Origin of the sequence: Streptomyces hygroscopicus subsp. hygroscopicus (assembly GCF_030269125.1) — a bacterium.
GTDB lineage: Bacteria > Actinomycetota > Actinomycetes > Streptomycetales > Streptomycetaceae > Streptomyces > Streptomyces hygroscopicus_C.
Map to the genome: position 1 here is coordinate 301,078 of NZ_BSSM01000004.1, position 21,935 is coordinate 323,012.

Consider the following 21,935-nt stretch of genomic DNA (forward strand, 5'->3'; position numbering starts at 1 on the left):
GGCACGCCTGTCTCCCACAGCCGACACCCAGAGCCAACCTCGAGATCCCCGGAGAAGAGAGAAGAGATGGACACCATCGTCGTCGGCGCGGGTATCGCCGGCATCACCGCAGCCCGACTGCTTCACGCCGCAGGACGACGTGTGGTCGTGCTCGAGGCCCGCGACCGAGTCGGCGGACGGATCTGGACCGACCGCACGGCAGGGTTCTCCGTCGACCGCGGCGCCTCGTGGATCCATGGCCTCACCGGCAACCCGCTCACGGAACTCGTCACCGCGCTCGGGATGCGGACGCGCGAGTTCACCGTGGGGAGCTTCCAGGCCGGCGGGCGGCCGATCGCCGACTACGACGAATCACGGCGCCTGCTGGACGACGACGCGACACGGATGTGGACCACCGACGTCGAGACGGCGGACGACCGGCTCCAGCTGACCGTCGCGGCGTCCGGACCCGCCGAGAGTTACGCCACGGCGGCCGAGCGTGCCCTTGCCGCGACCGGATGGGAACCCGAACGCGCCGAACGGGTCCGCGCGTTCTACCGGCATCGCACGGAGGAGCAATGCGGCGCGGAGATCGAACAGGTCGCGGCGCACGCCCTCGACGAGGACGCCGTCGAAGGTGACGAAGTGATCTTCCCGGGCGGCTACGACGTGCTTCCCCGGAGGCTCGCGGAGGGCCTCGACGTCCGTTTGGGGAAAACCGTGACCGCCGTCATCAGGTCGGCCACAGGGGTGCGCGTCGACACGGAGAACGAGTCCTTCGAGGCCGCCCATGTGCTCGTCACGGTTCCGCTGGGCGTGCTCAAGGCCGGGGCGATCGAGTTCACGCCCGCTCTGCCCGACGCCGTCGCGGGACCGATCGCTCGGCTCGGCATGGGCGTGTTCAACAAGGTCTTCCTTCAGTTTCCCGACCGGTTCTGGCAGGACCACGCCTACGCGATCCGGCAGCACGGCCGGGCCGGCGTCCCCTGGCATTCCTGGTACGACGTCTCCGCGGTGAGCGGCAGGCCGATGCTGCTGACCTTCGCCGGCGGTGCCTGGGGGCGGGAGATCGAGCAGAAGACCGACGAAGAGGTGGTCTCGTCGGTGCTCGGCTCCCTCCGCGGGATCTACGGCGACTCCGTCCCCACGCCCGTGGCGCACTGGATCACACGGTGGGGCATCGACCCTCTCGCGCTCGGCTCGTACTCCTACGTCGCCGTCGGCTCCTCGCACGACGATCACGATGCGATGGCAGGACCCGTCGACGGGGTTCTCCACTTCGCGGGAGAAGCGACCTGGGGACGCGAACCGGCCACCGTTCACGGCGCGCTCCGCTCAGGGCATCGAGCGGCCGAGCGGATCCTCGGTTCACCGATCTCCCTGGCCGAGCTGACGCGGGGCATGAACCCCTCGGATTGACGTGGCCGGGCCCGGTGTGACCGGCCGGCGCGAACGCGGATCGCGGGTTCGACGTCCCGTCAGGTCCCGGCGCCGCGGCGGACCGCCCGCGTCCGTGACAGCGGGCGCGCTCGCCACCCTCCTCTGCCGCACGGACGATCAAGTGTCCATGGGCGACGAGTGAGACGACAGCGCCGGCGACGGCAAGGGACGGGTTCCGGCCTCGACGAAGACCGCCGCGACCCCCGGCTGCGCATCCTCGACCGCCTCGGCTTCGGCCCCCGCCCGGCACGTGACGGAGGGCGGGACCGTCTTCGATGCGCGCGCGTGGATGCGTCATTGTGCTCGAAACACCCGTACGCCTTACTGTTCACGCAGACAGAGAGATGCTTCATGGACGATATCGATCAGGCGATCCTGCGGGAGCTACAGGTCGACGGCCGTATCCCCTACTCCGATCTCGGACCGAAGGTGGGGCTGTCTCCCTCTGCTGCCCGGCTCCGGTTGCAGCGGCTGATCGACAGCAAGGCGGTCCAGGTCGTCGGAGTGACTGATCCGATGACCATGGGTCAGCAGACCATGGCTCTCCTGGGCCTGCGCGTCGACGGCGATCCGCGGGCGGTCGCCGATGAACTGTCCCGGCACGGCGAAGTCGTGTACACGGTTCTGACCGCCGGTGGCTTCGACCTGTTCGTCGAGGTGGTGTGCGGCCAACCCCACGATCTCCTCGACTTTGTCAACGACGTCGTACGCGCCGCCGAGGGCGTCGCGTCCGTCGAGTGCTTCCCCTACTTCGCGATCCACACCCACCGCTTCCTGTGGCACGCCGGCTGAGCGGTGCGGGCTCCAACGCCCGGATCCGCGCCGATGTCACCGTGGCGGGTCTACCGCGGCGTTCCCGGATCCGGGAGACAGTCCCTCATGGGCGTGGGGCTCCGCGAGCGCGCGGTCAGAACCAGTGCAGGCAGTGCGGGGGACGCTCGGCCCGGAAGAGGGCGTCGGCGAGGGTGGCCGCGCCCGGGTGGTGGGCCCGGATGTGTCCCGCCCGCACGAGTGTGCTCGGGGCGGTGCCGCCGAGGTAGACCGAGCCCAGGTCCCTGATGTCCAGGAAGAGGTCGGGTTCCCGGTCCGTCGGGACGCAGTCGGCCTTGCCGTCCCGGACGGTCAGCAGGTAGCGGCCGCGTTCGCCGAGGAACGGGTCGTCGACGTCGAGGACGAGTTCGCCGTCCGTGCACCAGCCGCGCGCGGTCAGCGCGCGCGGGACGTCCAGCAGCCGCACCCAGAGCCAGTCGGTGTCGTCGCTCACCTGGCCGGCGCGGAAGTCCTCGAGCTGCCAGCGCAGCGGGTGTTCGGGCGGGAGGTGCTTGAACACCACCTTGGTGACCAGGTCGTGAGCGAGTACGAACCGGGCCAGCGCCGTGAAGACGGCGTCGTCGGTGGCGATGGTCTCGTCGACGGTCAAGGTCTCGGCCTCGCCGACGGAGTAGCTGGCGTACCCGTCCGGGACGCCGTCCGCGCCACGGTGAACGGCGACGTAGCGCGGCGCCGGCGAGATCGGGGGCTGCCCCGCGCGCAGGGCCCACCAGCGGCGCGGCCGGGACAGCGCGCCGGGCTGGGCGCGGCGGTACCGGTCGTAGACGTCTTCCAGGATCTGCCCGCACTCGGCACGGCGCAGGACCTCGACCGAGCCGTGGTCCGAGCCGGCCGCCGGTGCGCCGGCCACTGCGCGCGCCCGGGGAACGGCGAGGGCGGCCTTGTGGCGCGGCACCGTCAGCCGCGCCGTGTAGGTCGCCGGTCCGTAGCCGAACCTGCCGTAGATCGGGGCCTCGGAGGCCAGCAGCACGCAGACGAACTCCCCCCGGGCCCGCAGGCCGGCGAGCTGATGCCGCATCATCGCGCTGAGCACGCCCTGTCGCCGGTGCGAGGGCAGGACGCCGACGGCGGTCACCCCAGCGGCCGGGACGAGGACCTCACCGGGCAGGGTGAGCTCGAAGGAGTGTGTGGCGGCGGTGCCGACGGGCCGCCCGTCCGCCGTCAGGGCGAGCAGGCAGCGGTCCGTCTCGAGTGCCGACCACCAGAGCCCGCCGCCGTCGACCGGGGTTTCCGGGAAGCGCCCGAACGCGGCATGGAGCGTGTCGACGAAGACGTCGAGATCCTTGTCGGTCGTGGGACGGATTTCCATCGTTGCGGCAGCCTCCTCGGGACACCGGCACCACGACTCGTGGTGTCCGGCCACAGTGCAGCGTCGAACCCGTGACCAGGGCAAGCGAATTACGGCCGGGCCGCCCAGCGGGCCGTTGCGGCACAACGGCGGCAAGATCGGGAACTCGGCCTCCTATGCGGGGGCGAGCATCCGGCCGCGGCACCGTCATCGGTGAGGCCGCGCTGTGCGGCGGTGGGCGACAATCCCCTCATGCGTATACGACGAGAGGTCCGCTGGGTCCTCTGGGCGCTGTGGCTTGCCTGTCTGGTGTTCGTCACATGGTGTCTCCTGAAAGTGATCATGCTGTTCGTGGAGGCCGAATCATGGTGATCCGCGCTTGCGAAGTCGCTTTGGCCCGGGGACCTGACGGTACGTCGTCCTCACTCCGAGGCAAGCCGCCGACAGCCCCGCCGCACCCTGGTATTGCGAGGCATCAAGGTGCGTGGCGGGTCGGCCGCCCGCGCGCCCGGCGCTGCCCCGTCGCCGCGGACAAGGCGTGTTCCTCACACGCCCACCGTGCCTACGTGCGGCGACACCGCAGCCGGGGCCTGCCCGCCCGCCACGTCGAGACCGCCACCAGGTGCCTCGCCGGACTCCACCTGTGTGGTGCGGCGAGTTGGATTCGCGGCCGCGTCGAGTGCGCGGGGCGCGACCTGTTCAGTGACGGTGGAGGGCGTTGAGCCGGGCGGCCTGGCGCGTCAGGTAATCGCGCTCCGCGAGGCTCGGTGCCTTGCCGGCCGCCTCGGCGTACAGCCGTGCCGCCGTCACCAGGTCCCCGTCGCGTTCGTGGAGGTACGCGGCCACCGCGGTGTGGCGGGGCAGTGCGGTGTCGAGCGCGGCGAGTGCCGCCAGACCGGCCCGCGGTCCGTCGGCCTCCCCGAGGGCCACCGCGCGGTTGAGCCGGACGATCGGGCTGTCGGTCAGGCGCGCGAGCTCGTCGTACCACTCGACGATCTGCACCCAGTCGGTCTCCTCGGCGGTGGGCGCGTCGGCGTGGAGTGCCGCGATGGCGGCCTGGGCCTGGAACTCGCCCAGCCGGTCACGGGCGAGGGCCGCCTGTAGGATCCGGACGCCCTCCGCGATCAGCTCGGTGTCCCATCGACCGCGGTCCTGCGCGGCGAGGGGCACCAGGCTGCCGTCGGGCGCGGTTCGGGTGGCGCGCCGGGCGTGGTGGAGCAGCATGAGGGCGAGCAGCCCCGCCACCTCGGGGTGGTCGACCTGGGCCGCGAGCTGTCGGGTGAGCCGGATGGCCTCGGCGGCGAGGTCGATGTCGCCGGAGTAGCCCTCGTTGAAGACCAGGTAGAGGACGCGCAGCACGGTGGCGACGTCGCCGGGTTGGTCGAAGCGCACGCCGGAGACGGTGCGCTTGGCCCGGCTGATGCGCTGCGCCATGGTCGCCTCGGGCACCAGGTAGGCCTGGGCGATCTGCCGGGTGGTGAGCCCGCCGACGGCGCGCAGCGTGAGCGCAACCGCGGACGACGGCGTCAACGACGGATGGGCGCAGAGGAAGTAGAGCTGGAGCGTGTCGTCCACCGCGGGCGCGGGACCGGGCGCCGGCTCCTCCTCCACGCGGTTCTCACGCCGACGGCGGGCGGCGTCCGCCCGTACCTGGTCGAGGAACTTGCGCCAGGCCACGGTGACCAACCAGCTCTTCGCATCCCGCGGCGGGTCGGCCGGCCAGACGCGGGCCGCCTCGAGCAGCGCGTCCTGCACGGCGTCCTCGGCCGCCGCGAAGTCGGCTCCGCGGCGGACGAGGATTCCGAGCACGGTCGGTGTGAGGCTCCGGAGCAGGACCTCGTCCACCGACGACGTCACTCCGCGATGGTGGGCGGCGCGGCCAGGAACGGGCGCACCTCCAGCCATTCGTGGATCGGCTTGCCGCCGGCCCCGGGGGCGGCCGACAGCTCCCCGGCCAGCTCGACGGCGCGCTCGTAGCTGTCGACATCGATCACCATCCAGCCGGCGATGAGGTCCTTGGTCTCCGCGAACGGGCCGTCGGTGACCGGCGGGCGCCCCTCACCGTCGTACCGGACCCACGCCCCCTCAGGGGCGAGTGCCTGGCCGTCGACGAACTCGCCGGACTTCTCGAGCCGGGCCGCGAAGTCGTTCATGTACTGGATGTGCGCGGAGATCTCCTCCGGCGTCCACTGGTCCATGGGCACGTCGTTGACCGCTGCGGGAGCGCCGCGGTAGTGCTTGAGCAGCAGGTACTTGGCCATCGTGTCTCTCTCCTAGGTTCTGATGCGACCCATTGTGGCCGCGTTCACCGGGGAGACGGAGCCAGGCACACGTTCTCGACATCGTCGTCCGGTTTTTTTGAATCCCGTGGAGGAGCCTGCTGATGTCAGGCTCCGACCACGACGAATCCGAGCCGCGGCAGCAGGAGCACGTGGATGCGCGGCTGCCTCGTCCTGCGCGGTACGCATGCCTGGTGCGCCCGGCTTGGCGCGCCGGGCCAGGTCCGGCTTCGGGCGCGGCGAAGCTCGTCGGAGACGGCCTTCAGTCCCGTGGATCGGCGGATCGTCCGTCCCGGTCACCGCGGCCCGACCCGGAGGTGGGCGAGCCGTGCGTGGACACTCGTCATGGAGGGCGTGTCCTCGTCACCGCCCTGCCCGGCCGGGCGCAGGCCGGCCCGGCCGCAGCGGAGGGCGTCGCCCGCACCGCCGTCGACTGCCCCGCGCGGGGAGCATCTGGTCATGCCCCCGCCCGTGACCCATGACGACCGTCACGGCACGCGCGGGACCCGCCTGGGTTGGGTTTGTCAGCCGGGGCCCGGGTACACGGCTTGCTCCGGGGCGGCCGGCCCTGCCCACGGCACGGCAGGCTGCCGGGACCGTCCGGTGGATCACCCCCTCGTGCGATCAGGAACCGTCCTGCGGGAAGTCCTGCCCGCCGAGGTCGCGGAGGTCACCGTCGTCGAATTCCGCGTCACCCGCCGCGCCGGACCCGAAAAAGCCCTGGGCAAGTTCATCGAGGTTCAGCTCCGTGGCCCCGACGGGGGCGGTCGGCTTGGAGCCCTGGCCCGTCCGCAGCGTCAGGCCCAGCTTCTTGACCTCGGCGTTGTCGGCCAGCTTGGCGAGGTCCACGTTCATCTCGGACAGCTCGCCGTTCTTGAGCGTGAAGTCGGCCGTCACCTTGGTGTCGGGGGCGTCCTTCAGGTCCTCGTCGGTCGGCAGCCCGACGCCCGGCGGAAGGTCCTTCGCGAGCGGGCGGATCTCGCGCAGCAACTCGCCGACCAGTGTGCGGAAGGGCGCGGTGGCGGTGATGTGCTCGGTGCCGTCGCCGCCGTCGGCCGTCCTGAAACGCACCTCACGGGCGATCACCTCGCGCAGGGCCCGCACGAGCTTCTTCTGCGTCTTCGCGTCGAGGGACCGAGCCGGTGCGGGACCGCCCTTGGCGCGCCGGCCCTCCCCCGTGGCATTCCTCGTCTCCTTGTTGCTGAACTTCACCCACTTGCCGTTGAGGACGTCCTTCATCGCCCCGGCCTGCGGAGGCAGGTCCTCGGCGGTCGGCATCGGGCTTCCCGTCATCTTCCCGAGGGCGTCGGGGTCGGCGCGGAGGTAGGTGTAGTCCCCGATCACCCGGCACTCGATGAGGTCGCCGTCCGGACCGCTGACCTTCAGGGCCGTACCGACGAGGTCCTTCTCGCCGGACTCGCCGATCGGCTTCTTCGACTGGACGGTGACCCTGACCTTCGCCCCGCTGAGCAACTCGGCGGCCTCATCCGGCATCTCCTCGCCGGGCTTGGGGTGGGACCCGGCGTCCAGGGCCTTCAAGGAGGTGGCGTCGGTGTCCAGGTCGAGCTCGAAGGAGACCGTCTTCTTCTCGCCGAGCTTCTCGAAGGCTCGGTCGAGTTTCCTGCCGGCGGAGAGCTGCTCCACCGTTCCACAGGCGGTGGCCCCCGCCAGGACGACACCGGTGACGGCGATACCGGAGAGGGTCTTGTGTATGGCGCTGATGATGTTCTCCTCGTGGGTCCGATCACGACGTGATCGCACAGAAGACTCACAACCTGCTCACAAGGTTGTCCCGCGCCGCGCACCCGGGGATCACTCCGCGTCCACCGGTGCCTCGCGCACCGCCGGAAGGCCCGCAGCCGGTAGGAGCGGCCGGCGGATGAAACACCGCCGAGTGAGCGGAGCGGTCAACGGGTCGGTGCTGCTCGGTGGTTGGCGTCACCCCCACCGCGCACAGCCAGCCACACGCCGCCTGCCAGTGACCACAGCACGAGGCCGGCCACCACCGGTCCACCGAGCATGATCGTCAGCCCGGCCCCGATGTTGGCGCCGATCACCCCGGCGGTCAGCACCCGCCACCCCACTCCCGCCATCAGCCCGGCCATGGTCAGCGGCCCGAGTACCATCCACCAACGCCGATCCAGCGCCCCGCGGCGCGTGGCCCGGACAAGCAACGCCGCGGCGACCGCCGTGACCAGAAGGGCGGTCGCGCCGATCGCGCGGGCGGGGCCGTCAGCGATGTCCCACGGCTGGAAGGCATGGTCGAGCTCGGACGCCGGCAGCCCTTCGGTGTCCTGCTGCCCCACCAGCCCCCAGGCGGCGACGGGCACGGCGGCCACCATCGCGGCGGCAGCAAGGGCGAAGAAGGCCCCCTCATGTCGTTTCATGCACCCATGGTCGTTTCACCGGACCAGGCCGGACATGAGTACGAGTACTCAACGCCGCCCGGACAGACGCTCAGCCGGCGGACGGCCCTCGGTCCCCTCTGACCGTGCTCGTCATTCCGAGACGATCGGAAGCCCACGGGTGCGGCCCTTCTCACCCGAGCCCGTGGTCGCACCGGGTGCGAGGGTGGCGCCCGGGACCTGGTCGTGGACAAGTCATCTCAGCTGTCGCCTGCCTCGACGCCGCCTCGCAGCCCCCACTCGTCGAGCCCCGAGTAGATCAACGCGATGCGTTCTCCGGGGAGGCCGAGGGACTCGGCTTCCCCGGAATAGAGCGCTATCAGAGAGTCGGAACCTCTCCACCAGGTGTCTGCAAGGCCCATGACCTCGCGCACCGGCTCGAAGCCGTCCAGCTCGATGCCGTCCACGTCATCGCCGACGAGCTTGGTGACCTGCCTCGCCCACATGGACGCGTGGTGGGCCAGGGCGAGCGATTCCACCCAGCCCTCGACGGTCGCGTGGAGCGGCGCCCACCTGTCCGCATGAATGCCGAACTCACCGGACGGACTGATCATGAATGAGTAGGGAACCGCGGTCCGTTGCATCCCGGCTTCGAACCACCACCCCGCGGAGTCTGATTCGGGCGAGTCCGGATCGAGGTACTTCGGGCCGCCGTCGTACTGCGTCGCGGGCGGCAGGAGCAGACCACCCCATCGCTCCTGGTACGCCCCCATTCGGTCGATCACTTCCGGCGGGACACCTCGCTCAAGCCACCACTGCCTGTACCCGTCCACGGGCCGGACATCGACCTTGACGCCGTGCGCGCGGACGAACGATCGGGCTCGTCTGGTCAATCCGTCAGGCACATCGTCGAAGAGGTTGAGATCCACCAGGGCGACGGTACCCATGAGCCCGAAGGGCGGCGGACCCGGCCCCTCTGCGCGTCCCGCGCCACCGCGACGATATCGAGCCGAGGCGTTGCCGTGCCGGAAACAGATTCACGTCGCAGTCCGTCCCGGGCGGGAGCAGGGTCAATGCGGCGTTCGGGCCGGAACGGAGCGTCGCCAAGAGGGCGAACGTCGCCGTCTGAGCGCCGACCGCCGGGCTCCACGGGGCTGGTCACCGGCTGAGTCCACCCGCCGCCCTGCGGGTGACGGTCCGTCAGCCGCCGCCCGCCGCCGGGCGGAGCGCCGCGACCGCGTCGAGCATCAACTCCAGGGCGTAGGGGTATCCGCTGGTGCGCATGTCGGCGGCGAGCAGCGGCAAGGTCGCCGCGATGTTCGGGTGTGTGTCGGACGGCAGCCGGCCGTAGACCTCCTGCCATACCTCCTCGTCCGCGCGCCGGGCCGCCTTCGGCAGCGCGAGCGCGGCGGCGTCCTGAGCGGCGAAGGCGAGCGCCTGGTCGACGAACGCGTGGTAGATCCGCACCGCGAGGGGGTCCGGAAAGCCGCCGGAGCGCAGGATGCCGAGGATCGTCTCGACCGCCCGGGTCTCGTTCGGCCGCCCGGTGGTGCGATGCGCCGCCAGCAGCGCGGCCTGCGGGTTCGACTGGTACGAGGCGTGGATCCGCAGCCCGATCGCCCGTAGGTCGGCGCGCCAGTCGCCGGTGCTCGTCCAGCCGTCCTGCGCGCGGCCGATCAGCTCGTCCGCGAGGGCGAGCAACAGGGCGTCGGTGTTGCGGAAGTAGCGGTAGAGCGCGCTGGGATCGGCGCCCAGCGCGGCGCCCAGCCGCCGTACCGACAGCGCCTCCGCTCCGTGCTGCGCGACGAGGCGCAACGCGGTCTCGACGATCAGCGCCTCCGACAGGACGGCGCCCTGCTTGGTGGGGCGGCGGCGCTGACGCCTGCCTTCGGGAACCACGCGCTCGGTCATGCCCCGGGACATTACGTCAACACCATTGACGTGTAAACGGCCGTCCCACTTCCATGACGCCTACCAAGCCCGCCGTCTCAAACACTGGGAGCCGACCATGGCAACCGCCGATCTGGTCTTCACACGAGGTCCCGTCTTCACGGTCGATCCGGCCCGTACCCGGGCGAGCTCGCTCGCCGTGGTCGGCGACCGGATCGCGGCCGTCGGCCACGACGAGGTGCTGGCGCTCGTGGGGCCCGGCACCGAGGTCGTCGACCTGACGGGGAAGCTGCTGCTCCCAGGGTTCCAGGACGCCCACGTCCACGCCGTCGCCGGCGGCCGGGAGCTGGCCGAGTGCGACCTGTCCGGCACGGTCGGCGTCACGGAGTACCTGGACCTGATCCGCGGATACGCGGACGCCCATCCCGACCGTGCCTGGATCACCGGCGGCGGCTGGTCGATGGAGAGCTTCGACGGCGGCCTGCCCACCCGGCAGTTGCTCGACTCCGTCGTGCCGGACCGCCCGGTGCTGCTCTCGAACCGGGACCACCACGGCGCGTGGGCCAACACCCGGGCACTCGAACTGGCCGGGATCCGCGCCGACACCCCCGATCCGGTCGACGGCCGGATCGAGCGGGAGGCGGACGGCTCCCCCGGGGGCGTGCTCCAGGAGGGCGCGATCGGGCTGGTCGCCCGGCTGGTGCCGGCCACCACGCCGCAGGACCGGCTGGCCGGTCTGCTGCGGGCCCAGAAGCTGCTCCACTCGCTCGGCGTCACGGCCTGGCACGACGCGCTGCTCGGCTCCTTCGGCGGCATGTCCGACCCGTCGGACGCCTACCTGACCGCCGCCCGCGACGGCTCGCTCACCGCCCGGGTCACCGGTGCGCTGTGGTGGGACCGGGAGCGCGGTGCCGAGCAGATCGACGAACTGGTCGCCAAGCGCGCCGAGTTGCGGCACGGCTGGTTCCGGGCCGACTCGGTGAAGATCATGCAGGACGGCATCGCGGAGAACTTCACCGCCGCGTTGTCCTCCCCGTATCTGGACGGCTGCGGCTGCGCCACCACCAACACCGGCATCAGCTTCGTGGACCCCACGGCGCTGCGCGGGTACGTGACGGAACTCGACGCCCTCGACTTCCAGGTGCACTTCCACGCGCTGGGCGACCGCGCCGTGCGCGAGGCCCTGGACGCCGTCGAGGCCGCGGTGAGGGCGAACGGCCGCCGCGGCAACCGCCACCACCTGGCACATCTCCAGGTCGTCCACCCGGACGACATCGCGCGGTTCGCCCGGCTCGGGGCGATCGCCAACATCCAGCCGCTGTGGGCCGCCCACGAACGGCAGATGGACGAGCTCACCATCCCCTTCCTCGGGCCCGAACGGTCCGCCTGGCAGTACCCCTTCGGCGGCCTGTTGCGCGCCGGAGCGACCCTGGCGGCGGGCAGCGACTGGCCGGTCAGCAGCCCCGCGCCGCTGGAGGGCATCCACGTCGCGGTCAACCGCCGCGCCCCGGAGACCGGGGACGAGCGGGTCTTCCTCCCCGGACATCGCCTCGACCTGCCCAGCGCGCTGGCCGCGTACACGGCCGGCTCCGCTCATGTGAACCGCCTCGACGACACCGGCAGCCTGGTCCCCGGTCATCTCGCCGACCTCGTCGTCCTCGACCGTGACATCCTCACCGCGCCGCCGGAGGAGATCGCCGGGGCCAGGGTCGAGCGGACCTACGTCGGCGGCCGGCTCGTCCACGCGGTCTGACCGTGCCGGACCGAGGAGGCCCGAACATCGAGGGTGGTCGGCACGAGCGTCCCGGACGGCTCCTGGCGGCCGTGCTCCAGTACGGCGACGAGGAGTTCGAGCCCGGCCTGCGCGACCTCGCGGGGCCGCAGGCTCACCGTCGTCACCGGCGGCACGGTGTGCGGGGCGGTCGTGTCCTCGCTCACGCAGACGAGCAGCAGGTCGTCGGGGACCCGGTAGCCGAGCCGGCGAGCCGCGTCCAGGACGAGCGGCGGGCTGGCCTCGGCCACGACGAACAGCGCGTCCGGCCGCTCCTCCCCGCCGGCCGGTCCCCCCGCCAGGGCGGTCTCGACCGCGCGGACGACCGGACCGTTGCCGGGCGCCTGCGCGCGCACGACCCGTTCGGGCACGCCGTGCTCGGCGCACCACTCGTGGTACGCGGCGAACACGGCGGTGTGGAACCGGGTGGTGCTGTCGGGCGCGACGAGCGCGGGTCGCCGCGCCCCCTGCTCACGCAGGTGCTCCATGCTCGCGCGGACGGCCTCACCGGCGTCCACGTCGACCCAGTGCGCGCCGGGCCGCCCCTCCACGGAGCGGTCGCTGAACACCGGGATCCGGGCGGCCAGCAGGTCGTCGACGATCCGGTCCTCGGCGACGGGGTCGGCGACGACCACCGCGTCGAGCGGCAGTTCGGCCCACTCGCCCTGAAGCGAGCCGACAGGCAGCAGCACCACGGCGTAGCCGCGCTCCAGCGCGGTCGCGGCGGTGGCGCCGGTCAGCCGGGCGAAGTAGGGCGACTCCAGGAACGTCCACGGCGCGTCGGCGAGTTCCCCCACGACGTAGCCGATCAACCTGGCCCGGCCCGAACGCAGTTGGCGCGCGGTGGGATGGGGTCGGTAACCCATTCTGCGCGCGGTCTCGCGGGCTTTCTCCCGCACTTCCGCGGAGAGCCGTCCCGTGCCGTTGAGTGCCGCCGAGACGGTCGTCTTGGACAGGCCCGCCTCGCGGGCCACGTCCACGAGCCGTACCCGCGGGGCGGGCCGCGAGGGCTGCCCGCCGTGCCGTGAAACATCGGTCATGGGGTGATGCTGCCACCCCGGTGACCTCTGGAAAACCGTTCCCGCAGAGCCTTGTGCGGGAACGTTCCCGCATCAATACTCGCTCCATCCCCCAGCGCCCTTCACTACACCCGTAAAGGGGTGGGTCTGCATGCGCATGCCCAGAACCATCGCGCTCGCCGCCTGTACGGCCGCGCTCGCGGCCACCGCCACTGCCTGTTCCGGCGCCACACGGAACACCGACGGCTCCGGATACGAGGTCGGGCCGACCTCGCCGGCCGCGAGCGGCCCGCTGCCCTCGATCACCTGGTCCCTGTACGCGGAGCCGTACACGCTCGACTACGCCCTCGCGTACGACTACCCGCCCAACACCGTGCTCGCCAATGTCTGCGAGCAACTCATGCGCGTCACCCCGGACATGAGGATCGAGCCCGGCCTCGCGGAGAAGTTCGACCGGCCCGACCCGCACACCCTCGTCTACACGCTGCGCCCCGGGGTGAAGTTCCACGACGGGACGACCATGACCGCGGACGACGTGGTCGCCTCCCTGAAGCGGCACACCGACCCGGCCACCGGATCCCCCTGGGCCTCGGTGTTCAAGAACGTCTCCGCCATCGAGAAGACCGGCCCGCTCCAGGTGACGATCCGGCTGTCCAGACCCGACGTGCTGCTGCCCGAGTTGATGGCCGCCTCGCCAGGCACCGTGGAGAGCGCCGCGACACTCGCCAAGGCCGGCAAGACCTACGGAACCCCGAAGGGCGAGGTGAACTGCACCGGCCCGTACGCGCTGGACCGCTGGGCGCAGGGCGACAGCATCACGTTGAAGAAGTACGACGGGTACTGGGACCCCAGGCTCGTCCCGAAGACCAGCAGGGTCACGTTCACCTTCATCGAGGACCCGGCCGCCCGGGTCAACGCCTTCCGGTCCGGGACGGCCGACGGCGGGTACATGGTGCCGTCCTCCTCGATCGCGCAGCTGCGCTCCAGCGCCGCGGGCAGGCTGCTCTTCGGCCCCAACACCGCCACCGCGGACCTCGCGGTGCTGAACTTCAAGGGCGCCCTCAAGGACGTCCGGGTCCGCCGGGCACTGTCATTGGCGCTCGACCGGAGGAACATCATCAAGGCCGCGGCCGGCGGCGTCGGCGCTCCCGCCAAAGCCCCCGCGGCCCGCGGGGCATGGGAGCTGGACCCGAGGAGGAGCGCCGCGGTCTTCGACTCGCTGCCCGAGCCGAAGTACGACGTGAAAGCCGCCCGCGCGCTCGTCGAGGAGGCCGGCGCGAAGGGGCGCAGGATCGTCATGGCCACCAGCTCGCTCGCCCCCGAGATCAGCGTCGTCGCCCTCGCGGTGCAGGCCGCCGCGAAGGAGATCGGTCTGAAGGTCGAGCTGGAGCCGGTCGCGCCCGAGGCGTACAGCAGCATCTTCGTCGACCCGAAGGCCCGAGCCGGCCTCGACCTGGTCCTCACCAACGGCTATGACAACACCCCCGACCCGCTGGAGTTCTACCAGTACCTGCGCACCGGCGACTTCGGGAACTACGGCAACTGGTCGAACGCCGAGTTCGACGCCGCCTTCGACCGCGCGAACGCCGAGCCGGACGCCGCGGCGCGCACCGACCTCACCGCACGCCTGCAGAAGATCGCGCTGCGCGAGCTGCCGATCATCCCCCTGTACGAGGCGCCCTACTCGGTCTTCCTCAGCAGGCGGATCACCGGCGCGCCCACCGGAATCGCCCAGCTGTACTACCCGTGGGCGGCGACGATCGGGGCCGCGAAGCGATGACCCGCTACCTCGTCGGACGCCTCCTCGGCCTGGTGACGGTGCTCCTCGTGACCTCCGTCGTGGTCTTCGGCGCCCTCTACCTCGCCCCCGGCGACCCGGTGTCGTTCCTGCTCCACGGCCGCCCCGCCACCCCGGAGGCCGTGGCCTCCCTGCGCGCCCGGTACCACCTCGACGACCCGCTGCCCGTGCAGTACCTCAAGTGGCTCGGCGGCGTTCTGCACGGCGACTTCGGCCGCTCCGCCCAGTTCCACCAGGACGTCGCCGGCCTCATCGGCTCCCGGCTGCCGGGCACCGCCCTGCTCGTCGGGTACGCGGCCGTGCTCGTCGCCGTGCTCGGCTTGGCGGGCGGGGTCCTGGCCGCGCTGCGGCCCGGCCCGCTGGACCGGGCGGTGCTCATCGGCACCGGCGTGGCCACGGCGACCCCGTCGTTCGTCACCGCCATCGCGCTGGTGTCGCTCTTCTCCGTACGGCTGGGCTGGTTCCCGGGACCGGGTGGTACCTCGTCCGGCCTCGGGGACCGTCTCCACCACCTGACGCTGCCCGCCTTCGCGCTGGCACTGACCTTCGCGGGCCTGCTCGCCCGGGTGACCCGGTCGGCGATGCTCGACGAACTGGGCCGCGAGCACGTGGAGGTGGCGCGCGCCCGCGGTGTCGCGGAGCGGTCCGTGGTGCGTCGGCACGTGCTGCGCAACGCGCTCGGCCCGGTCGTCACCGTCGGCGGCACGATGCTCGCCGGGCTCCTGATCAGTACCTCGATCGTGGAGACCGCCTTCGACGTACCCGGTCTCGGCTCCCTGCTCGTGCAGTCGGTGACCGCGAAGGACTTCGCGGTCGTCCAGGCGATCACCCTGCTCAGCGTGGCGGCCTTCGTCCTCGTCAACTTCGCCGTCGACCTGCTCGCCCCGCTCGTCGACCCGCGGCTCTCGCTCCACGGGGAGGGCTCCTCATGACCGGCACCACACCCTCCGCAGCCCCGGCGGCCGGCGGCGCGGCCGACGCGCTGCGCCGCCGACCGGGCCTGGGCAGACTGCGCGAGCTCGGCCGGGGCCCGCTGTTCACCGCCTCGGTCGCGGTGCTCGCCGTCCTCGTCCTGGTCGCCCTGCTCGCCCCCCTCCTCGCCCCGTACGACCCCGATGCCGTGGACCTCTCGGCGAGCCTGACCGGAACCAGCGGCGGGCACCTGCTCGGCACCGACCAGTCCGGGCGGGACATCCTGTCCCGGCTGATCCACGGGGCCCGCACCGGACTGCTCGGGCCGCTGCTGGTCGTCGGGGTGTCCACGCTCCTCGGCACGCTGCTCGGACTGGTCGGGGCCTGGCGCGGCGGCTGGGCGGATGCGCTGCTGTCCCGCGCCATGGACATGGCGTTCGCGATCCCCGGTCTGCTTCTCGCGATCCTGCTGGTGGCGGTCGTCGGCTCCGGCATGACCGCGCCGGTGATCGCCATGGCCGTGGCCTACACCCCGTACGCGGGGCGCCTGGTGCGCGGAATCGCCCGGCAGGAGAAGGCACGCCCGTACATCGAGGCGTACCGGGTGCAGGGCTGGTCCGGCTGGACGGTCTGCGTACGCCGTCTGCTGCCCAACATCGCCCCGACGATCTTCGCGCAGTCCGCGATGAACTTCGGCTACGCGCTGATGGACCTGGCGGCGCTCTCCTTCCTGGGCTTCGGCGTGCAGCCGCCGACCGCCGACTGGGGCGCCATGATCAACGAAGGCCAGTCGGCCATCCAGCAGGGGGCGATGCTGCCCGCCCTCGCGCCGTCCACGTGCATCGTGCTCGCCGTGGTGGCGTTCGGCATCGTCGGCGAGGGACTCGCCGACCGGATCTCCCGGCGGGAACGGTGAACGGCATGACGCGGCGTACGGAACCGGAACCCGTCCTGCGGATCGACGAGCTGGGGGTCCGTCTCGCGGCCGACCACGCGGCCCGGCCCCTCCTCGACGGCGTCAGCCTGCACGTACGGCCCGGGGAGACCGTCGGCCTGGTCGGTGAGTCCGGCTCCGGCAAGTCGGTGGCCTGCCGCAGCGTTCTCGGGCTGCTGCCCGGCGGCGCGCGCGTCAGCGGGCAGGTCAGGGTCGGCGGACACGACGTGCTGGGCATGGACCGCACCCAGCTGATCGCGCTGCGGACCCGGCAGGTCGCGATGGTCTTCCAGGACCCGCGGGCCTCCGTGAACCCGCTGCGCCGGATCGGCGACTTCCTCACCGAGGGGCTGCGCGCGGCCGGGACCCCGGCCCCCGCGGCGACCGCCCGAGCCGAGGAACTCCTCACCGCGGTCGGCATCCGCGACCCGCGCGGCGCGCTGCGCCGGCATCCGCACGAGTTCTCCGGCGGCATGCTCCAACGGGTCGTGATCGCCGCGGCGCTCGCCGCCGAACCGGCGCTGCTCGTCGCGGACGAACCGACCACCGCCCTCGACGTCACCACCCAGGCGGAGATCATCGCGATCCTGACCCGGCTGCGGGTGGAGCGTGGCACCGGCCTGCTCTTCGTCACCCACGACCTGGAGCTGGCCTCGGCCGTCTGCGACCGGGTGTACGTGATGTACGCGGGCCGGATCGTCGAGGCGCGGGGCACGGACGAGCTGTTCGACCGGCCGCGCCATCCGTACACGGCGGGCCTGCTCGCCTGCACCCCCCGCATCGAGGCGGGCGCACCGGCACCCCGCCCGATCCCGGGCCGCCCGGTCTCGCTGGCCGAGGCGCCGCCCGGGTGCGCCTTCGCCGCGCGCTGCGCCCACGCGCTGCCGCGCTGCCGCGAGGAGACGCCTGCCCTCGCTCCGTACGGCGACGGCCTCGCCGCCTGCCACCGTGCCGACGAAGGGATCACGTGGTGACCGCGCCATCGAAGGGACTGGTCGTCGAGGGGCTGCGCAAGCGGTACGGGGACCACACGGCCGTCGAGGACGTGTCGTTCACGCTGGCCCCCGCCGCCTCACTCGCGATCGTCGGCGAGTCCGGCAGCGGCAAGACCACGACGGTGCGCATGCTCGTCGGACTGGAGCGGCCGGACGGCGGCACGGTCCGCCTGGACGGCCGGGACCGGTCGGCACGGCCCCGGAACCGGGCCGAACGGCTGGCCCGTGCCCGGGAGATCCAGATGGTCTTCCAGGATCCGTACCTCTCGCTCGACCCGCGGGTGACGGTGTCCGGCTGCCTGGACGAGGTGCTCCGGCTGCACACGGCGCTCGACGCCACCGCCCGCCGCGCCCGGGTCGCCGAACTGCTCGACCAGGTCGGCCTCGGCGCCCGCGAGGCCGCGGTCCTGCCACGTCGGCTCTCCGGCGGCCAGCGCCAACGCGTGGCCATCGCACGGGCGTTGGCGGTGGAGCCGAGGGTCCTCGTCCTGGACGAGGCGGTCGCGGCACTCGATGTGTCCATCCAGGCGCAGATCCTCGACCTGCTCGCGACGATCCGCCGCGAGGCGGGTATCGGCTACCTGTTCGTCACCCATGACCTGGCCGTGGTCCGGCACATCGCCGACGCGGTGCTGGTGCTCAGGGCGGGGCGGGTCGTCGAGAGCGGCCCCGCCGCCCACGTCCTGCACGCCCCGGAGCACCCGTACACCCGGCTGCTCCTGGCTTCCGTGCCTCGCCGGGGCTGGGACCCGGGGCACGGGTCGCCGGCGCGGGCGACGTAGACGGCGGGCCGGCGCCGAGGAGGTCGCGCGGCGTCCGGGGACCGTGACGCGGGTGGCCTTCGCGGCCAGGTCCGCGGCAGGGCCCCGCGGCCGGCTGGTGGCGGGGGCCAGCCGGCCGGGAGGAGGCCGGGCCGCTTCGCGCCGCGCATCGGAGCGGGGCGCCTCGGTGCCGAGCCGCGAGGCGGCGGCTCGTGAGTGTGGTCGTCGCCCACCTGAGGACGGCTTCGCTCCGGGCGCCTTGCGGCTCAGGACGTCCGGGACGACTCCGAGGCTGTCGATGAGCAGGTGCCGCCCGGCAGCCGGGCTTCTTGCCGGCGCCGAAGCCGCGCGAGCGACGGTGGCTACCCGGTGCCGCGCTCCGATCGCACGGTCCACGGGACGATCAGCGCCGATCCGCCTCGCACGGCCCACGGGACGTTCAGCGCCGATCCGCCTCGCGCGGTCCACGGGACGATCAGCGCCGATCCGCCTCGCACGGCAACCCCGGGGCCGACGCGGAGGCGGCGGTTCGGCCGGTGGGGGAGGCAGGGCGGGGCCGGAACGCCCTTCGTGGGGGCGCGGGTGCGACCAGCGCCTGGTCACTGCGCAGCACCGGGACGGTGGCGCGAGGTGGTGGTCGCCCCCGTCCGGACGCGGCCCGACCTCTGCGGCCATGCGCGCACTGGTCTGGCCGCTCCCCGTGAGGGCGCGGACGCGCTCCTCGATGTCGCCGACCGGCGCCGCCCTCTTCGGCCGAGCGGCGGCCGGACCAGCCGGCCGCTCGCGGACACCGAGGCTGAGCAGCGGGCTCCGCACGGCGTGTCGCCGGCCGGATCGACGGCCGTCTCGCCGGGTCTGCCGGTGCTGTCCTCGGCGGACCAGGGGAGCCGACCTCACGGCGAGGGCGCTTCTCCGACCGGGCCGCCCATCCCCCCGGCCGACAAGTGGGTCAAGCACATCGCCGCCCAGCTCGGGCGGCCCGGTTGCCCCCGTGCCGCGGCCGGGCACCGGTGCCGGTCCGCCCGGGGGCAGGGCCGGCGCTCAGTGCCGCCCGCGGTCGCTCCTGCTCGCCGAGCGGGCGGAGCGCAGGACACCGAAGACCAGGAGCGCCACCGAGGCCGCCACCAGAGCACCCGCTGCCGCCCACCAGGGCCAGTCGGCGGTGCCGCCGGAGCTCGCCGTCGCCACCGGTCGTGCGGGCGAGGACGGCGCCGGCGCCGTGGGCGGGGACGGTTTCGCGGTGGGTGGGGAGGCGGGCCGGGCGGAGGCGGCTGTTGCGGTGTCCGTGCTGGTGAAGGTGTACCGGCCCTGGAGCGGAGCCCCGTCGGCCGCGACGGTCTGCCAGGTCACCTGGATCCTGCCCGTCGGCAGGGGCCTGAGGTCCTGCCGTACGTCGCCGTTCACCACACGTGGTGCACCGTCGCTGTAGGACGCCTTGTCCGGGCCGGTGACCACGACCGTCGTGTACCGCTGCTTCACCGGGCTGTCGAAGCTCAGCGTGAGGGCCGTCGGCGCCTTGGCCACGACCGAGTCGGCGGCCGGGCTGGAGTCGAGCAGCTGTGCGTGCGCCCACGCCGGTGACGCCGGCAGGAGGACACCCAGTGCGGCCGGCGGCAGGGCCAGGAGGAGCGACAGGCAGACCGGGCGGGAAACGGTTCGGTGCTTCACATACCAGTACGTCGGCCGCGACCCCCGGAAAGTTCCCGGGACTTTGCCGCGCCCGTCCGGGAACTCACCGCCGGTGCGGCACGACTACTGGTGTGACTGCGGGACCGATGCCGCAACCGAGCCGGAGGCCGACGAAGCCATGCGCACCACGACAACCCATTCCACCTCGGGGCGCCGCCCCCGCCCGCGCGTCCTTGCCGCCGCCACGGCGACAGCGACCATATGCCTGACCGCCCTCGTCGGCTGCGGCACGAGCGGGTCCTCCGCCTCCGACTCCGGTACGGATGCCCCCACCACGGCGCCTGCCAAGGCCGCGGCGGCACCGGTGACGATGAAGGACCCGTGGGTGAAGGCCGCCGACTCCGGGAGGACGGCCGTCTTCGGAACCCTGGTCAACACCACCGGCGGCAAGGTCACGGTCGTGTCCGCCACCTCGACCGTGGCCGAGAAGACGGAGCTGCACGAAGTCGTCGACGTGGACGGCAAGCCGGTGATGCGCCCGAAGGAGGGCGGCTTCGTGATCCGTGCGGGCGGCAGCCACCAGCTCCAGCCGGGCGGCGACCATCTGATGCTGATGGGCCTGGCCAAGGCGGTGAAGCCGGGTGACGAGATCGCCGTGACCCTGACGTTCCAGGACGGCCGGACGCTGCGGTTCACCGCCGTCGCCAAGGCGTTCGCGGGCGGCAAGGAGAACTACAGCCCCGGCATGAAGAAGGGCTGAGGGCCCGCCATGGACAAGATCCCCACCCAGCCCTCCACGCCCTCCGCGTCCGGTGGCACGGCCGCGGTCAGCCGCCGCCGGTTGCTGGCCGGGGGCGCGCTCACCGTCGGCTCGGCCCTGGCCGGAGCCGGGATCGGCGCCGCCGCGGCCACCGGCTCCGGCGAAGCCTCCGGCCGGGCGCGGCGCCAGGACGACGCCACGTACGGCACGCAGAAGGTGGCCTTCCACGGCAGGCACCAGGCGGGGATCGCGACCCCGGCCCAGGCTCACGCCGTCTTCCTCGGCTTCGACTTGGCCAGGGAGGTGGACCGGGCGGGACTGGGCCGGATGATGCGGCTGCTCACCGACGACGCAGCACGCCTCACCCAGGGCGAGCCGGCCCTGGCCGACACCGAGGGGGAACTCGCTGTTCTGCCGGCCAGGTTGACCGTCACGTTCGGGTTCGGCCCCGGCCTCTTCCGGGCCGCCGGGCTGGAGGACCAGCGGCCCGCCTCGCTCACACCCCTGCCCCGTTTCCCCATGGACCGGCTCCAGGACCGCTTCAGTGGCGGCGACCTGCTGGTCCAGATCTGCGCCGACGACCCCCTCACCGTCGCGCACGCCCAGCGGATGCTCACCAAGGATGCCCGCACGTTCGCCCGACTGCGCTGGACACAGCGCGGGTTCCGCCGCGGACGCGGCATCCAGGACGACGGCGCCACCCAGCGCAACCTCATGGGCCAGCTCGACGGCACCGCCAATCCGGCACCCGGCGGCGACGTCTTCACCCGGGCCGTGTGGAGCGACGCCGGACCCGACTGGTTGCGGGGCGGCGGTACGACCCTCGTCCTGCGACGCATCCGCATGGAGCTGGAGACCTGGGACGCCGCCGACACGCGGGCCAAGGAATTCACGGTCGGCCGGCGGCTGGCGACCGGCGCCCCGCTCACCGGCACAGCCGAGACCGACCTGCCCGACTTCGACGCCAAGGACGAGCTCGGCTTCCCGGTCATCTCCGAGTTCGCGCACATACGGCTGGCCCGCGTGAGCGAGGACCGGCAGCGCATCTTCCGCCGCCCCTACAACTACGACGACGCCCCGGCCGCGGACGGGCGCCCCGACACCGGGCTGCTCTTCGCCTCTTTCCAGCGCGACATCGGCGAACAGTTCCTGCCCATCCAGCGAAACCTCGCGGCCTCCGACCTCCTCAACCAGTGGACCACCCCTGTCGGCTCCGCCGTCTTCGCCGTCCCGCCCGGCTGCACTCCCGGCGGCTGGATCGGCGAATCCCTGCTGGGGTAGAGCCGCTCCGCGTACGTGCCGAT

19 protein-coding genes are annotated in these 21,935 nt (G+C 72.6%); 10 read left to right on the plus strand and 9 right to left on the minus strand.

Annotated elements, in window-relative coordinates; translation table 11 throughout:
• Positions 1-66: 66 nt before the first annotated feature.
• Complete coding sequence (locus QSK45_RS12165) at positions 67-1,398, plus strand: flavin monoamine oxidase family protein (protein ID WP_285556008.1); 1,332 nt, start codon at positions 67-69, stop codon at positions 1,396-1,398.
• A 372-nt stretch (positions 1,399-1,770) separates the two neighbouring features.
• Positions 1,771-2,211, plus strand: a complete 441-nt coding sequence (locus tag QSK45_RS12170; RefSeq protein ID WP_285556010.1) for an Lrp/AsnC family transcriptional regulator — start codon at positions 1,771-1,773, stop codon at positions 2,209-2,211.
• A gap of 115 nt (positions 2,212-2,326) precedes the next feature.
• Here the strand turns inward: QSK45_RS12170 and QSK45_RS12175 are convergent, their stop codons facing one another.
• From QSK45_RS12175 to QSK45_RS12205, 7 genes are all read right to left on the minus strand, one after another.
• The gene (locus QSK45_RS12175) at positions 2,327-3,559 is read right to left on the minus strand and encodes a GNAT family N-acetyltransferase (protein ID WP_285556013.1); all 1,233 of its coding nucleotides are present in this window, start codon (positions 3,557-3,559) and stop codon (positions 2,327-2,329) included.
• A gap of 678 nt (positions 3,560-4,237) precedes the next feature.
• Positions 4,238-5,383 carry an RNA polymerase sigma factor gene (locus QSK45_RS12180; RefSeq protein WP_285556331.1) on the minus strand — a complete coding sequence of 382 codons (1,146 nt, stop codon included), beginning with the start codon at positions 5,381-5,383 and terminating at the stop codon, positions 4,238-4,240.
• An 8-nt stretch (positions 5,384-5,391) separates the two neighbouring features.
• Positions 5,392-5,799: a YciI family protein gene (locus QSK45_RS12185; protein WP_285556015.1), complete on the minus strand. Its 408-nt coding sequence runs from the start codon at positions 5,797-5,799 to the stop codon at positions 5,392-5,394.
• Between the two features lie 642 nt (positions 5,800-6,441).
• Complete coding sequence (locus QSK45_RS12190; RefSeq protein ID WP_285556333.1) at positions 6,442-7,461, minus strand: hypothetical protein; 1,020 nt, start codon at positions 7,459-7,461, stop codon at positions 6,442-6,444.
• A 263-nt stretch (positions 7,462-7,724) separates the two neighbouring features.
• Positions 7,725-8,204 (minus strand): hypothetical protein, encoded by a 480-nt coding sequence (locus QSK45_RS12195; protein ID WP_285556016.1) that lies wholly within the window; start codon positions 8,202-8,204, stop codon positions 7,725-7,727.
• A gap of 218 nt (positions 8,205-8,422) precedes the next feature.
• Positions 8,423-9,091 carry a hypothetical protein gene (locus tag QSK45_RS12200; RefSeq protein ID WP_285556018.1) on the minus strand — a complete coding sequence of 223 codons (669 nt, stop codon included), beginning with the start codon at positions 9,089-9,091 and terminating at the stop codon, positions 8,423-8,425.
• 271 nt (positions 9,092-9,362) lie between these two features.
• Positions 9,363-10,073 (minus strand): TetR/AcrR family transcriptional regulator, encoded by a 711-nt coding sequence (locus QSK45_RS12205; protein WP_285556020.1) that lies wholly within the window; start codon positions 10,071-10,073, stop codon positions 9,363-9,365.
• A gap of 97 nt (positions 10,074-10,170) precedes the next feature.
• On the opposite strand from QSK45_RS12205, the gene QSK45_RS12210 reads away from it, so the two are divergent.
• A complete protein-coding gene (locus tag QSK45_RS12210; RefSeq protein ID WP_285556021.1) occupies positions 10,171-11,805 on the plus strand; it encodes an amidohydrolase in 1,635 nt (544 codons plus the stop codon).
• On the opposite strand, the gene QSK45_RS12215 is transcribed toward QSK45_RS12210, so the two are convergent.
• The gene (locus tag QSK45_RS12215) at positions 11,772-12,863 is read right to left on the minus strand and encodes a LacI family DNA-binding transcriptional regulator (RefSeq protein WP_285556022.1); all 1,092 of its coding nucleotides are present in this window, start codon (positions 12,861-12,863) and stop codon (positions 11,772-11,774) included. The two genes, QSK45_RS12210 and QSK45_RS12215, sit on opposite strands and share 34 nt — an antisense overlap.
• Positions 12,864-12,993: 130 nt before the next feature.
• On the opposite strand from QSK45_RS12215, the gene QSK45_RS12220 reads away from it, so the two are divergent.
• Genes QSK45_RS12220 through QSK45_RS12240 form a run of 5 tightly spaced genes read left to right on the plus strand, consistent with a single transcriptional unit; the run spans position 12,994 to position 18,263 of the window.
• Positions 12,994-14,622, plus strand: coding sequence for an ABC transporter substrate-binding protein (locus QSK45_RS12220; RefSeq protein WP_285556024.1), 1,629 nt, complete (start codon positions 12,994-12,996; stop codon positions 14,620-14,622).
• A complete protein-coding gene (locus tag QSK45_RS12225) occupies positions 14,619-15,572 on the plus strand; it encodes an ABC transporter permease (RefSeq protein WP_285556027.1) in 954 nt (317 codons plus the stop codon). The genes QSK45_RS12220 and QSK45_RS12225 overlap by 4 nt, the downstream gene beginning before the upstream one ends.
• Positions 15,569-16,468: an ABC transporter permease gene (locus tag QSK45_RS12230; protein WP_285556028.1), complete on the plus strand. Its 900-nt coding sequence runs from the start codon at positions 15,569-15,571 to the stop codon at positions 16,466-16,468. Before QSK45_RS12225 ends, QSK45_RS12230 begins: the two co-directional genes overlap by 4 nt.
• A gap of 5 nt (positions 16,469-16,473) precedes the next feature.
• Positions 16,474-17,460 carry an ABC transporter ATP-binding protein gene (locus QSK45_RS12235; protein WP_285556030.1) on the plus strand — a complete coding sequence of 329 codons (987 nt, stop codon included), beginning with the start codon at positions 16,474-16,476 and terminating at the stop codon, positions 17,458-17,460.
• Positions 17,457-18,263, plus strand: a complete 807-nt coding sequence (locus QSK45_RS12240; RefSeq protein ID WP_285556032.1) for an ABC transporter ATP-binding protein — start codon at positions 17,457-17,459, stop codon at positions 18,261-18,263. Before QSK45_RS12235 ends, QSK45_RS12240 begins: the two co-directional genes overlap by 4 nt.
• A 1,020-nt stretch (positions 18,264-19,283) precedes the next feature.
• Here the strand turns inward: QSK45_RS12240 and QSK45_RS12245 are convergent.
• The gene (locus QSK45_RS12245; protein WP_285556034.1) at positions 19,284-19,910 is read right to left on the minus strand and encodes a copper resistance CopC family protein; all 627 of its coding nucleotides are present in this window, start codon (positions 19,908-19,910) and stop codon (positions 19,284-19,286) included.
• Between the two features lie 139 nt (positions 19,911-20,049).
• On the opposite strand from QSK45_RS12245, the gene QSK45_RS12250 reads away from it, so the two are divergent.
• Entirely contained in the window at positions 20,050-20,631 is a 582-nt protein-coding gene (locus QSK45_RS12250; protein ID WP_285556036.1) for a copper chaperone PCu(A)C, read from the plus strand.
• A gap of 9 nt (positions 20,632-20,640) precedes the next feature.
• The gene (locus tag QSK45_RS12255) at positions 20,641-21,912 is read left to right on the plus strand and encodes a Dyp-type peroxidase (RefSeq protein WP_285556038.1); all 1,272 of its coding nucleotides are present in this window, start codon (positions 20,641-20,643) and stop codon (positions 21,910-21,912) included.
• Positions 21,913-21,935 lie beyond the last annotated feature (23 nt).

Excerpts from the sequence above, each read along its gene's own strand:
- QSK45_RS12165 (WP_285556008.1), top strand. The coding sequence starts at position 67 with ATGGACACCATCGTCGTCGGCGCGGGTATCGCCGGCATCACCGCAGCC.
- QSK45_RS12170 (WP_285556010.1), top strand. The coding sequence starts at position 1,771 with ATGGACGATATCGATCAGGCGATCCTGCGGGAGCTACAGGTCGACGGC.
- QSK45_RS12175 (WP_285556013.1), bottom strand. The coding sequence starts at position 3,559 with ATGGAAATCCGTCCCACGACCGACAAGGATCTCGACGTCTTCGTCGAC.
- QSK45_RS12185 (WP_285556015.1), bottom strand. The coding sequence starts at position 5,799 with ATGGCCAAGTACCTGCTGCTCAAGCACTACCGCGGCGCTCCCGCAGCG.
- QSK45_RS12195 (WP_285556016.1), bottom strand. The coding sequence starts at position 8,204 with ATGAAACGACATGAGGGGGCCTTCTTCGCCCTTGCTGCCGCCGCGATG.
- QSK45_RS12205 (WP_285556020.1), bottom strand. The coding sequence starts at position 10,073 with ATGACCGAGCGCGTGGTTCCCGAAGGCAGGCGTCAGCGCCGCCGCCCC.
- QSK45_RS12210 (WP_285556021.1), top strand. The coding sequence starts at position 10,171 with ATGGCAACCGCCGATCTGGTCTTCACACGAGGTCCCGTCTTCACGGTC.
- QSK45_RS12215 (WP_285556022.1), bottom strand. The coding sequence starts at position 12,863 with ATGACCGATGTTTCACGGCACGGCGGGCAGCCCTCGCGGCCCGCCCCG.
- QSK45_RS12220 (WP_285556024.1), top strand. The coding sequence starts at position 12,994 with ATGCGCATGCCCAGAACCATCGCGCTCGCCGCCTGTACGGCCGCGCTC.
- QSK45_RS12225 (WP_285556027.1), top strand. The coding sequence starts at position 14,619 with ATGACCCGCTACCTCGTCGGACGCCTCCTCGGCCTGGTGACGGTGCTC.
- QSK45_RS12230 (WP_285556028.1), top strand. The coding sequence starts at position 15,569 with ATGACCGGCACCACACCCTCCGCAGCCCCGGCGGCCGGCGGCGCGGCC.
- QSK45_RS12235 (WP_285556030.1), top strand. The coding sequence starts at position 16,474 with ATGACGCGGCGTACGGAACCGGAACCCGTCCTGCGGATCGACGAGCTG.
- QSK45_RS12250 (WP_285556036.1), top strand. The coding sequence starts at position 20,050 with ATGCGCACCACGACAACCCATTCCACCTCGGGGCGCCGCCCCCGCCCG.
- QSK45_RS12255 (WP_285556038.1), top strand. The coding sequence starts at position 20,641 with ATGGACAAGATCCCCACCCAGCCCTCCACGCCCTCCGCGTCCGGTGGC.